Below are 12,347 nucleotides of genomic sequence, written 5' to 3' on the forward strand. Positions count from 1 at the left end.
TGCTCACGAGCCCACCACCTCGCGGTAGCCGGTGGACGTGGCCAGGAGTTCACGGTGGGTGCCGCTTTCAGGTGCTGCGCCGCCCCCACCCATCACCACCCGATGGCAGACAGCCAGCAGTGTGGGACTGGTAGTCACCAGTACCAGGGCTTTGTCAGGGAAGTTCCGCAAGCCATCAGCGATCACGGCTTCGGTTGCGGTGTCGACGGCGGTAGTGGGGTCATGCAGGACCAGTACCGGTTGTTTTTGGTGCAGCGAACGGCCTAGAACCAGCCGCTGCCGTTGGCCGCCTGACAGGCTTTGGCCGCCTCCAGTGAGTACAGTTTCGGTGCCTTCCGGCAGTTGCGAGACAAAGTCCCCGACGGCGGCCGCAGCCATGGCCCGCTCGTCCAGCGGGGCATTGGCTACTGCCACGTTGTCGCGGACACTGCCGCGGAACAGCACGCCGTCGTGACTGTCGGCGAATACCCTCGAACGGACATGGACAGGATCCAGGTCTGCCGCGTCCTGGCCGTCGATGGACACCAGGCCACGGGGTGCGGGTGTGCGGAAGCCGAGCGTGTCCACCAAGAGCCTCGCTTGTGTTCCGTCGGGAAGAACCACGCCCACGATTTCCCCGGCAGCGGCCGTGAAGGGCGGGAATGCAGCGCCGCCGGAGCCCGGGCGGAGCTCGAGCAGCGGGGCTGGCTCAGGCAGTGGGGCGGGTTCACGCAACGGGGCAGCTTCAGGCAGTGGGGCGGGTTCACGAGATGCGGCGACGCTGGAAGCCGAGCCGGCCGTCGTCGTCGTGCGTTCTTCCGGCTCCGGTGCCGGCACCGCGTCCGGTTCCGTGAGCAACACCGCTGTGCGTACGGCCGAGGCGCGTTTGCGTGCGAGTTCCACGCTGAGGAAGCCAAGGGCGGCCATGGGCCCTTGGACGAATTGGGCCACGCCAACAACCGCCACCAGTTGCCCTACCGTAATGCTGCCTTGAACGGCGAACCAGGCTGCGAAGAAGGCAATACCTGCCAGGAACGCCGCGGAAAGGGCGGTGCTCGCGCCGTTGTAGGCGGATCTGGAGCGGACCGCCCGCAGGCCGGCCAGAAGGGACGTCCGGCTGGCGGCCGTATAGCGGGTCACGGCTGCCTCCTCGGCACCGAGGCCCTTGAGGGGACGTGACCCTGTGACGAAGTCCGTAGCCAGTGCGCCGGCGCGGGCCGCAGAGGACTGTTCAACATCGCTGCGGTCCTCCAACGGTTTGGTGAGGCGCTGCATCACCACCAGCATGACGGGCGTGGCCACCAGGACTGCGATGCCCAGAGGGACCGAAATCAGCAGCAGAGTCACGGCTGAGGTGACGACGCCGGCTGCGGCTGCAAGGCCACCGCCGATGAGCCAGGACAAGCCGGCAACCCTGTCAGCGTCGGAGGAGGCGATTGCAACGATTTCGCCGGGGGCACGCCTGGCCGCCATGCCTCGCGGGTGCAGAGTGCGTTCCACTGACAACTGCCGAAGATCGTGCGAACCGTACAGGAAGGAACGGTTGGTGGCGAGGGTGCCGATACGCCAGGAAAGGGCGAGCACCACGAAGACCACAGCCAGGGCGCCAAGCCACCAGAGGAGGGCGCCGGCGTCGTGCGGTGAAATCGCTTTGTCAACGGCAGCGCCGATGGTGGCCGGGACCAGTGCCTCGCTGACCTGATGCAAAATGAAGCCCGCGCAGCCCACCAGTAGCAACTTCCAGCGGCCGTTGGCCAAAAGGGTGAAGGTGAAGAGACGGGAAGCCGTCCAGGGAGTTGACGTGTTACGCCCCGGTGGGCAGGACGGAAGGGAAGAACTGGAGGGCATGCTTACCATAGTAAGGCTCACCTAACTTCAAGAAGGCCAGATGACCCGCCAAGCTGTATCGCAATCCGGACAGGCAGCCCTCCCTCCGGATGCCCTCCCCGAGGAGGAGACGTCGCCGCAGGTCTACGGCGTGTACACCGGATATTTCGAGTGCGCCACGCCAGCTACCTGGACTGAGCACGTCCACGAAACCCATGAGCTGCTGTGGGGTGCGCGGGGTGTGCTGACGGTGGAGGCCGATGGTGGTTTCTTTGCCGTCCCGGCAACGTTGGGGCTCTGGATTCCTGCGGGCGTGGTTCACGCCGTGAAGTCAACGCAGGGTACGGGGTTCTATTGCTCCCACATTGATGCGCAGGTGGCGCCGCACTTGGCGAGCCGCACCGTGGCTGTCACTGTGCCCACTGCCGCGCAGGAACTGTTGCGCCATATGAGCACTTTCGACATGGATGACTCCCTGAGGAAGGGTTCTGAGCAGGTGGTGTTGGGGCTGCTCGATGTTGTGGATGCCCGGCCGATGCTGTTGCCCATGCCCACCGATCCGCGGCTGGAACTCATCGCCCGCGCCCTCCTGGATGACCCGGCCTTGGACCGTTCGTTGGAGGATTGGAGCGTTGAAGTGTCCATTAGTGTCCGTAACTTGTCCCGCCTGTTCCATAAGGAAACGGGCATGACGTTTGCCCAGTGGCGCATCCACGCCAGGGTGCGCGTTGCCTTGGGATTGCTGGCCGCCGGTTACCCGGTTTCCTCGGTCAGCAGGAGGGTGGGCTACAACAATCCCAGTGCCTTCGTCCAAGTGTTCCGAAAGGTCATGGGGCACACGCCGGGGTGGTACGTATCCTCGCTTAAGGCCGGAAACCATCACTCTTTGGCCGGTTCCGAATAGAATCCATCGGTTTTCAATCCCTCAGCGTTGTTAGGGTAGGTATACCTAACTTCGGTAGTCGCTGAATGAGCCCGACATCGGGCCGCGGCTACCAACGGGAGCTCTCCGTCTCCCCTGAGAATCAAGAGGACCGCATTGATTTCACGCACTAGAACCATGTCTGCCGCCGTTGCGGCCTTGGCATCCGCAGCTTTGCTTTTGAGCGGCTGCGCCACCACCGATGCCAGTGCAAGCGCAAAATCGGAGACCCGCACGGTAACCAGCGAGGTCAAAGAGGTGAACATCCCCGCGGAACCGAAGAAAGCCCTGGGCATGTACACCACGGACCTGGACATGCTCATCACGCTCGGCATCCCGCTCGCCAGCCAGCAGCCCATCCGTGACAGCGGCTACTCGGGCTTCCCGTACTTCTTCGACCAGGACGCCCTCAAGGGCATCACGCCGTTCACCAACTACCCGGAATTCAACTTCGAGGCCATCCTCAAAGCACAGCCGGACGTCATCCTGAACGGCCTGGGCTACGAGAAGGAGCTTGATGGCAAGCTCTCCGACATCGCCCCCACCTACACGTTCAACGGCTTCGACGGCAGCGACTGGCGCACCAAGTTCAAGACGGTAGCCGAGGCTTTCGGCAAGACCGAGCAGTACCAGGCCTGGATGGACAAGTACCAGGCCAAGGTTGATGACGTGAAGAAGCGTCTGGCCGAGGCAGGCAAAAGCAACCTGGTGATCGGCCCCGTGGACTACTACGAGGACCAAGTATCGGTCAGCTGCTACGGAACGCCGTGCCTGGTCATCAAGGACCTCGGCTTGAAGGTTTCCCCACTGGCCGACGGCGAGGGCGTTAAACTCAGCGCCGAGCAGCTCGAACAGCTCAACGGCATCGATGCCATCATCACCACCGAGGTCCCCGAGAAGGACGGCGCCAACCCGGACGCCTTCGCTCCGCTGGCCAACAACAAGCTGTGGACCTCGCTGCCCTTCGTGGCCAACAAGCAGATCCACACCTATGACCTCGAAATGATCTACGGCTCGCCCAGCGGCCAGTACGCCCTCCTGGAGAAGTTCGAAAAGGCGCTCTTGTCATGATGAGCATCTACCGGGCCGAGGTCATTTCCACCCGCCTGCTCACCCCCGGAATGGTCCGGATTACGTTCGGCGGACCCGGCTTGGCCGGCTTTGACACCACGGGTGTTGGCGACGAATACCTCCGCGTCTTCCTGCCCGATCCGGGCACGCATGAAGCCCGCCTCCCCATCTCCACCGGCGACTCCTGGGACTGGTCCGAAGGCGTCGAGCCGTCCGCCATGCGGACGTACACGGTCCGCGGTGTGGACGCCACGGCCGGGACCGTGGACATTGACTTCGTCGTGCACGACGGCGGACTGGCAGCTTCCTGGGCGCAGCGCGCCCAGGTGGGTGACGCCGTCGGGCTCAACTCGCCCACTGGACTGTATGAACCGCCGACCGGGCTGCAGTGGCAGATCCTGTTGGCCGACGCCACCGGCCTCCCGGCAGTCGCGCGCCTCGTGGAGCAAACGCCGCCCGGTGTTCGCACCCGTGTCCTGATCGAGGTTGAGGATCCATCGCACCAACAGGAACTCGCCCTCGGAGCCGGAACCGAAGTCGCCTGGATTTACGGCGGGAACGGCCACAGCCAGTCCCGACTGGATGAGGTCCTGCGCTCCATGGAGTTCCCCGGCGGGGTTGGCTACATCTGGGTGGCCGGCGAAACCAAGGTGCTGCGCGGAATCCGCAAGTACCTCCGGCATGAGAAGAAGCTCACGCCCGAGTCCTACAAGCTGATCGGCTACTGGACGGACAAGAGCGAGGCCTGGGAAGAGCGCTGGGAAAACCTCGACGCCGAAACCCGCCGCTGGTTCGACGACCTCTGGTCCAACGAGAAGCGCGATCGCGAGGAAATCGTGGACCTGCAGGACGCCAAGTTCGAATTGCTGGGCCTCTAAATGGCATCGGGAACCATGGCGCCGCGTTCCATAGCCGAAGCCTCAGCGGCTGAAGCGCAGGACGCGGCGCCGGCTTCACCTGCCGGCGCGCGCCCTGCGGGCCTCGCCTCAGTGAACCGCTACCGCCTTCTGGGATTGCTCGCAGCAAGTGGAACTTTGGCCATGGTTCTCTGGTTGAGCCTGGTGGTTGGCTCAAAGGACATTGACCTGGCCGCTCTCTGGCCCGCCATCACGGCGTACGATGCCTCGCCGGATCACGTGATCATCCACGATCTCCGCCTGCCCCGAACCGTCACCGGCGTGGTGGTAGGCGTTGCCCTGGGACTGTCCGGGGCGCTGATCCAAGCGTTGACACGCAACCCGTTGGCGGACCCTGGCATCCTGGGCGTCAACGCAGGTGCCGGGTTCTTCGTGGTCCTCGGCGTTGCGATTTTCGGAGTCACCAGCATCCAGGAGTACATCTGGTTTTCCTTCTTTGGAGCGGTCGTGGCCACCGTGGCTGTGTACTTCATCGGCTCACGGGGGAGGGGCGGGGCCACCCCGCTCCGCCTCACCCTCGCCGGGGTTGCCCTCGGAGCAGTCCTCGGAGGTATTTCGTCCGGCATCACGCTCCTGCGCCCGGCTGTTTTCGACAGCATGCGCAGTTGGAGCGCCGGAACACTCAGCAACCGCACGTGGGAGATATTCACCACCGTGGCGCCGTTCATCCTTGTTGGAACGGTCATCGCTTTGGCCATGGCCAGGCCCCTGAACGCCGTGGCCATGGGCGACGACACCGCCAAGTCCCTTGGTGCCAACATCGTTCGCACCCGCATCTGGACCATCGTGTCAGTGACCCTGCTCTGCGGTGCCGCGACCGCAGCCGCTGGGCCCATCGGATTCGTGGGCCTCATGGTCCCGCACGTAGCCCGGTGGATTGTTGGCCCGGACCAGCGCTGGATTCTGGCCTACACTCTGGTGCTCTCGCCAGTACTGCTTCTGGTGTCCGACATCGTGGGGCGCATTGTTCTCCGCCCCGGCGAAATGCAGGTAGGAATCATCACCGCATTCGTTGGCGCGCCCGTCCTCATCTGGCTCATTCGACGCCGGAAAGTGAGCACGCTGTGATGCGCACCGATCCCGCGACATTCCAAAAACAGGCCCGGCCCATCAAACAGGCCCCACCCATCGACTTCGGCCGGCGAACCCTCGCCGTCCGCCGCTATGGCGGACGCATCTCCCTTCGCCTCGACGTCCGCACCCTGATTGTCACCGCTGTCCTCGTCACCGCCGCCCTGGCGCTCGCCGTCGTCGCCCTTGGCCTGGGCGAGTTCAGCGTTGCGGTACCGGACGTTGTCTCTGCGCTGCTGGGAAACTCCAGCGGCGCCGTGCACATGGTGGTGGTGGAGTGGAGATTGCCCCGCGTCCTCCTGGCCCTGTTATTGGGGGCGGCCATGGGGATCAGCGGGGCAATCTTCCAATCGCTGACCCGCAACGCGCTGGGAAGCCCGGACGTGATCGGCTTCAACACGGGTGCCTACACGGGCGCGCTGGTGGTGATCCTCCTGATGGGCGGCGGCTACTTTGCGGTGTCTGCCGGTGCGATGGTGGGTGGGCTGGTGACGGCCGCTCTGGTTTACCTGTTTGCCTACAAGAAGGGCATCCAGGGTTTCCGGCTCATCATCGCCGGCATCGCCGTGAGTGCCATGCTGGCGTCGGTGAATACCTTCATGATCCTCAAGGCGTCCTTGGAGCAGGCAATGTCTGCTGCCGTCTGGGGTGCTGGATCCTTGAACAAGATCGGCTGGGAGCAGGTGCTGCCGGTGCTGATCGTCTTTGTGGTGCTGCTGGTGGTGCTGGCCTTTTACGGCCGACGATTGGGCCTTTTGGAAATGGGCGACGACGCCGCCCGGGCCTTGGGCGTTCGGCTGGAAGGCTCGCGGCTGGTCCTCGCAGTGGTGGGCGTGGCTTTGACCGCGATGGTCACCGCCGCGGCTGGCCCCATCGCGTTCGTTTCCTTGGCCGCCCCTCAACTGGCGCGGCGACTGACCCGGTCCGCGTCGGTGGGAATGGTTCCGTCCGCTGCCATGGGCGCGTTCCTGCTGGTGGCCAGCGACATCGTGGCGCAGAACCTTTTCGCCCCCATCCAACTGCCCGTGGGCGTAGTGACAGTGAGCATCGGCGGCTGTTATCTCGTGTGGCTCCTGGCCCGTGAGGTGAAGCGGCAATGAGTGAAGAATTGAAGGAGATTGCTGTGACTGATGTGGTGGATGTTCCTGTTTCTGTTGGCTCGGTGCCGGGTTCGGCACGCCCCGCGGGTTCCGCCCGCCTCCGCGCCGAGAAAGTGAGCCTCGGCTACGCGGGCCGCACGGTGTCCCAGGCCCTCGACGTGCGCATTCCCGATGGTGAGTTCACGGTGATCGTGGGGCCAAATGCCTGCGGTAAGTCGACACTGCTGCGGGCGCTGTCCCGGCTGCTGGAGCCAACCTCGGGGTCTGTGCTTTTGGACGGCAAGAGCATCTCGTCCTACGGGGCCAAGGAGGTCGCCCGCACTCTTGGCTTGCTGCCGCAAACCTCCATAGCGCCCGATGGAATTACCGTGGCGGACCTCGTGGCCCGGGGGCGCTACCCGCACCAGAAGCTGTTGCGTCAATGGTCCGAGGCCGACGAAGCCGCCGTAGTTAAGGCGTTGGAAGCCACGAATGTTGACGGGTTGTCCGGCCGTTTGGTGGACGAACTCTCCGGTGGGCAGCGGCAACGCGTGTGGGTGGCCATGGTGCTGGCACAGCAAACCCCTTTATTGCTCCTGGACGAGCCCACCACGTTCCTGGATATCGCGCACCAGATCGAGCTCCTGGAACTGTTCCGGCGGCTCAATCGGGATGGCAACACCCTGGTGGCCGTGCTCCACGATCTCAACCATGCCTGCCGCTACGCCACACACCTGATTGCCATGAAGGACGGGGCAGTAGTTGCGGAGGGCCGGCCTGCCGATGTGGTCACGGCCGAGCTGGTGGAGCACGTGTTCGGCCTGCCGTGCATCGTGATCGACGACCCCGTGAGCCACACGCCGCTGGTGATCCCGCTCTGAACCGCGCTACTTCGCCCCCAACAACTCCTCCCGCCTCCGCTCCGTCTCCTCCCGCAGGCCCTGCACGACGGCGGCTACCGCGGGGCGGCGCATGGAGTCCGGGCGGAGGACCATCCAGTAGGGGAGAAGTTCCGCGAAGTCGGCTGGGAGGAGGCGCACCAAATCCGTGTGCCGGTCGGCCATGAAGCACGGGAGAAAACCGATGCCGGCCCCGGCCCGGGTGGCTTCAACATGGACAAACACGTTGGTTGAACTGAGGCCGTCGCGCATGGTGGGGACCAGCCTGCGGGGCGCGTCCAGGTCGTCCACTTGCAGCATGGAGTCCACAAAGTAGACCAGTTGGTGTTGCGTGAGCTCCTCAATGCTTGAAGGGGTGCCGTTGTCCGCCAGGTAGGCGCGCGAGGCGTACATTCCCAGCCGGTACTCGCCCAGGCGGATCGCTTCTGCGCGGTGCACTTGCGGCGCCCCCACCACCACTTCGATGTCCAAGCCGGAGCGCTGTTGCAAGGCCCGCCTGGTCACCGTCACGATCTCCACGCTGAGACCGGGGTGCTGCCGTCGAAGCCGGGCCACCGCCGGTGCCGCGATATAGGCGCTGAACCCATCAGTTGCGGTCATGCGTACGACGCCGGTAATCGGGTCTGGCGCGCGGTCGCTGGGACCCAGCGCACCCACCGCAGCTTCGATCCGCTCTGCAACCTGAACGGCTTCCGCGCCCAACTCCGTGACTTCCCAGCCACCGGCCGCACGTGCGAGGACGCGGCCGCCCAAGGATTTCTCCAGCGCCGCTATCCTGCGCGAAACGGTGGTGTGGTTCAGTCCCAAGGCTTGTGCCGCCGTCGTGAATTTTCCTGAACGTGAGACGGCGAGCAGGATGAGGAGGTCGTCCGGATTCGGTTTCATATCTGCAATTTTGCACATACTCAGTGCCGCTTTGGTCATTGAGGCGCGGAGAATCTGCGGCAATACTCAGTGGAGCATGTCGTGTTGTGGATCACATCACGTTCACAAGGGTCAAAGAGGACACTGAGGAGATGGATATGAGCGTAGAGCAGCGCTCCGCATCAAGAGCCGGTAAAGACGCCGGCAAGGGCTCCGGCCTGAAGAAGATCGTCGCGGCCTCCATGGTGGGCACGGTGGTGGAGTGGTACGAGTTCTTCCTCTACGCCACCGCCGCAACCTTGGTTTTCGGCAAGTACTTCTTCCCGAGCACCGGCAACGAACTGGACGGCATCATCCAGGCCTTCATCACCTACGCGGTAGGTTTCGTTGCCCGGCCGCTGGGCGGAATTGTCTTCGGCCAGATCGGCGACAAACTGGGCCGCAAGCCCACGCTGCAGCTGACCATCGTGATCGTGGGCGTCTCCACCTTCCTGATGGGCTGCCTCCCCGGCTTCATGGACATCGGCTACTGGGCACCGGCCATGCTGGTGGCCCTCCGTTTCATCCAGGGCTTCGCACTCGGCGGTGAATGGGGCGGTGCTGTCCTCCTCGTGGCGGAACACAGCCCCAACAAGTCCCGCGGTTTCTGGTCCTCCTGGCCGCAGGCAGCCGTGCCGGTGGGTAATCTCCTGGCCACGCTGGTCCTGTTTGTCATGTCCACCACCCTCAGCAGCGAAGCCTTCCTCGGCTGGGGCTGGCGCGTCGCGTTCTGGCTCTCCGCAGTGATCGTGTTTGTCGGCTACTACATCCGCACCCACGTCACCGAGGCGCCCATCTTCCTCGAAGCCAAGGCGCAGGTGGAGGAGTCCAAAGCCATCAGCTACGGAGTTGGCGAGGTCATCCGCAAGTACCCCAAGGGCATCCTCCAGGCCATGGGTCTGCGCTTCGCGGAGAACATCATGTACTACCTCGTGGTGAGCTTCGCGATCGTCTACCTCAAGAGCGTCCACAAATACGACACGTCCTCGCTCCTGCTGGCACTCCTGATCGCCCACGTCATCCACTTCCTGGTCATCCCGCAGGTGGGACGTCTGGTGGACTCGTGGGGACGCAAGCCCGTGTACCTGGTGGGTGCCATCACCGGCGCAACCTGGCCGTTCTTCGCCTTCCCCATGTTCGACACCAAGAACGCCGTGATCATCGTCCTGGCCGTGACCATCGGACTCTGCCTCCACGCCTTCATGTACGCAGGGCAGCCGGCCATCATGTCCGAGCTCTTCCCCACCCGCATGCGCTACTCCGGTGTCTCGCTCGGCTCGCAGGTCACGTCCATCTTCGCCGGCTCACTCGCACCGCTGCTGGCAACCCAGTGGCTCAAAGACACCGGATCCTGGCTCCCCACCGCGATCTACCTCGTGGTCGCCTGCGCCATTACCGTCGTCGCCGTCGTTTCGCTGAAGGAAACCAAGGGCATCGCGCTGCAAGAGGTGGACGAAGCCGACGCCATCAGGCACGGACTCGCCACTCCTTCTACTTCGAAAGGCTAGCTCCATGGACAACTCCTTGAACGGGCGCAAAGCACTGGTGACCGGCGGCGCGAGCGGTATCGGGGCCGCCTGCGCCCGGGCGCTCGCCGCCCGCGGGGCGAAAGTAGTAGTGGCCGACGTCGACGCCTCCGGAGCTGCGGCCCTCGCCGATGAGTTGGGCGGCACAGCCTGGACGGTGGATCTGCTGGACGTCGACGCCTTGGCCGCACTCAGCCTCGACTGCGACATCCTGGTCAACAACGCGGGCATCCAGAAAGTTGCCCCCATTGAGGAGTTTGACCCCGCGGAGTTCCGGCGGATCCTGTCCCTGATGCTGGAGGCGCCGTTCCTCCTCATCAGGGCTGCACTCCCGCACATGTACGCCAACGGGTTTGGCCGGATCATTAACATCTCTTCCGTCCACGGCCTCCGGGCGTCCGCCTACAAGAGCGCGTATGTCTCCGCCAAACACGGGCTGGAGGGGCTCAGCAAGGTGACGGCCTTGGAGGGTGGCGAACACGGCGTCACCTCCAACTGCATCAACCCGGGCTATGTCCGGACCCCGTTGGTGGAGAAGCAGATCGCCGATCAGGCCCGGCTTCATGGCATCCCCGAAGCCGAGGTTTTGGCCAAAGTGATGCTCACGGAATCCGCCGTGAAGCGGCTTGTGGAACCAGCGGAAGTGGCGTCATTGGCCGCCTGGATGGCCTCCGACGACGCCGGTATGGTCACCGGCGCGAGCTACACCATGGACGGCGGGTGGTCGGCCAGGTAAGGTGCCGCTGGGTTAGTTCTGGCCGCCGGGTTGGTTCTGGCCGCCGGGTTAGTTCTGGCCGCCGATGATGGCGTCGGCATTGTCGAAGGCCCAGGTCACCAAGGGAATGAGCAGCGTGCTGAGCTCGCGGCCGCGTTCTGTGAGGCTGTAATCCACGCGGGGCGGGATGACTGGTTGTGCATCACGGCGGACCAGTCCGTCCCGCTCGAGCGTCTTGAGGGTTTGGGCGAGCATTTTCTCGCTGATGCCCTCGGCCCGGCGGCGCAATTCGCTCCAGCGCTGATCGCCTTCGGAGAGTGACAGCAGGATCAGCACACCCCATTTGCTGGTGATGTGGTCCAACACCGTCCGGCTGGGGCAACCAGCCGGGAACACGCCGTCGGCAATGGTTGCGGGGAGAGGCGCCGGGAGGTCACTTACTTTCATGTCAGTACCTTACCTCAAAGTGCGTACTAACTTTTGGGAAGTTTCTGGAAGGAGGGCTCGTTGTCCACCATGACAGAGCAAAACTTCCGTTGAAAGGAACCACCCATGAGCATCGTTATCACTGGAGCAACCGGACAGCTTGGCCGCCACGTTGTAGAGGCACTCCTGGAGCGCAACGTTCCCGCGGCGGACATTGTGGCCACCGGACGTTCGGTGGAGAAGCTGGCTGACTTCGCCGAACGTGGGGTTACGGTCCAGGAGATGGACTACGAAAACCCGGCATCAGTCACTGCGGCCCTGAAGGGCGCCACCAAAGTACTGCTGATCTCCAGCAACGCAGTGGGCCAGCGCGTGGAGCAGCACCGCACGGTCATCGAGGCTGCCAAGGCGGAAGGTGTGGAACTGCTGGCCTACACCAGCATCGCCAACGCGGACACCACGGGCATGAAGCTGGCCGCCGAGCACCAGGCAACGGAGGAGCTCCTCAAGGAATCCGGCATCCCGTTCGCACTGCTGCGCAACAGCTGGTACCTGGAGAACTACACCGAGCAGCTGCCGGGAACCCTGGCCCAGGGCGCAATCGCTGGAAGTGCCGGAGAGGGGAAGGTCAGCGCTGCTACACGTGCTGACTACGCGCACGCTGCGGCTGCGGTCCTGGTGGCGGATGATCAGGCCGGAAAGGTCTACGAATTGGGCGGAGACCACGCCTTCAGCCTGGACCAGCTGGCCTCGGAGATTTCCTCCGCCGCCGGCCGCGAGATTGCCTACAACGATCTTCCCGCCAACGAATACCAGCAGATCCTGGTGGGCGCAGGCGTGCCTGAAGCCTTCGCCGAAATCCTTGCCGACTCTGATCTGGGAATCGCACGCGGCGATCTGTTGGTCACCAGCGGTGATCTCCAGAAGCTGATCGGTCGCCCGTCGACTCCGCTGTCCGAGGCAGTGCGCTCCGCCGCTTCTTCCATCTGAGCCGACCCCCTGGCGAGCTGAC

12 protein-coding genes are annotated in these 12,347 nt (G+C 64.1%); 9 read left to right on the forward strand and 3 right to left on the reverse strand.

Going from position 1 to position 12,347, the window contains the following annotated elements:
* Positions 1–3 precede the first annotated feature (3 nt).
* Positions 4–1,827: an ABC transporter transmembrane domain-containing protein gene (locus AR689_RS14385; RefSeq protein WP_231745530.1), complete on the reverse strand. Its 1,824-nt coding sequence runs from the start codon at positions 1,825–1,827 to the stop codon at positions 4–6.
* A gap of 40 nt (positions 1,828–1,867) precedes the next feature.
* On the opposite strand from AR689_RS14385, the gene AR689_RS14390 reads away from it, so the two are divergent.
* The 6 genes from AR689_RS14390 (at position 1,868) to AR689_RS14415 (ending at position 7,747) form a co-directional block, all read left to right on the forward strand.
* On the forward strand, positions 1,868–2,710 hold the full coding sequence (locus AR689_RS14390; protein ID WP_231745531.1) for a helix-turn-helix domain-containing protein: 843 nt from the start codon (positions 1,868–1,870) through the stop codon (positions 2,708–2,710).
* Between the two features lie 135 nt (positions 2,711–2,845).
* Positions 2,846–3,799 (forward strand): ABC transporter substrate-binding protein, encoded by a 954-nt coding sequence (locus AR689_RS14395; RefSeq protein ID WP_231745532.1) that lies wholly within the window; start codon positions 2,846–2,848, stop codon positions 3,797–3,799.
* Positions 3,796–4,677 carry a siderophore-interacting protein gene (locus AR689_RS14400; RefSeq protein ID WP_062071224.1) on the forward strand — a complete coding sequence of 294 codons (882 nt, stop codon included), beginning with the start codon at positions 3,796–3,798 and terminating at the stop codon, positions 4,675–4,677. The genes AR689_RS14395 and AR689_RS14400 overlap by 4 nt, the downstream gene beginning before the upstream one ends.
* Entirely contained in the window at positions 4,678–5,784 is a 1,107-nt protein-coding gene (locus AR689_RS14405; protein ID WP_062071226.1) for a Fe(3+)-siderophore ABC transporter permease, read from the forward strand. It begins immediately after the preceding gene.
* Positions 5,784–6,887 (forward strand): FecCD family ABC transporter permease, encoded by a 1,104-nt coding sequence (locus AR689_RS14410; protein ID WP_062071228.1) that lies wholly within the window; start codon positions 5,784–5,786, stop codon positions 6,885–6,887. Before AR689_RS14405 ends, AR689_RS14410 begins: the two co-directional genes overlap by 1 nt.
* Positions 6,884–7,747 carry an ABC transporter ATP-binding protein gene (locus AR689_RS14415; RefSeq protein WP_197412888.1) on the forward strand — a complete coding sequence of 288 codons (864 nt, stop codon included), beginning with the start codon at positions 6,884–6,886 and terminating at the stop codon, positions 7,745–7,747. Before AR689_RS14410 ends, AR689_RS14415 begins: the two co-directional genes overlap by 4 nt.
* A gap of 6 nt (positions 7,748–7,753) precedes the next feature.
* On the opposite strand, the gene AR689_RS14420 is transcribed toward AR689_RS14415, so the two are convergent.
* Complete coding sequence (locus AR689_RS14420) at positions 7,754–8,650, reverse strand: LysR family transcriptional regulator (protein WP_062073811.1); 897 nt, start codon at positions 8,648–8,650, stop codon at positions 7,754–7,756.
* 137 nt (positions 8,651–8,787) lie between these two features.
* Here AR689_RS14420 and AR689_RS14425 point away from each other — a divergent pair, with 137 nt between their 5' ends.
* Both AR689_RS14425 and AR689_RS14430 read left to right on the forward strand, forming a co-directional pair.
* Entirely contained in the window at positions 8,788–10,176 is a 1,389-nt protein-coding gene (locus AR689_RS14425) for an MFS transporter (protein WP_062073812.1), read from the forward strand.
* Between the two features lie 4 nt (positions 10,177–10,180).
* Positions 10,181–10,930, forward strand: coding sequence for a 3-hydroxybutyrate dehydrogenase (locus AR689_RS14430; protein WP_062071230.1), 750 nt, complete (start codon positions 10,181–10,183; stop codon positions 10,928–10,930).
* Between the two features lie 48 nt (positions 10,931–10,978).
* Here the strand turns inward: AR689_RS14430 and AR689_RS14435 are convergent, their stop codons facing one another.
* Positions 10,979–11,356, reverse strand: coding sequence for a winged helix-turn-helix transcriptional regulator (locus tag AR689_RS14435; RefSeq protein ID WP_024819232.1), 378 nt, complete (start codon positions 11,354–11,356; stop codon positions 10,979–10,981).
* A gap of 105 nt (positions 11,357–11,461) precedes the next feature.
* On the opposite strand from AR689_RS14435, the gene AR689_RS14440 reads away from it, so the two are divergent.
* Positions 11,462–12,325, forward strand: coding sequence for an SDR family oxidoreductase (locus AR689_RS14440; protein WP_062071232.1), 864 nt, complete (start codon positions 11,462–11,464; stop codon positions 12,323–12,325).
* Positions 12,326–12,347: the final 22 nt, after the last annotated feature.

Source organism: Arthrobacter sp. EpRS71 (assembly GCF_001512285.1).
In the GTDB taxonomy this organism is placed as follows: domain Bacteria; phylum Actinomycetota; class Actinomycetes; order Actinomycetales; family Micrococcaceae; genus Arthrobacter.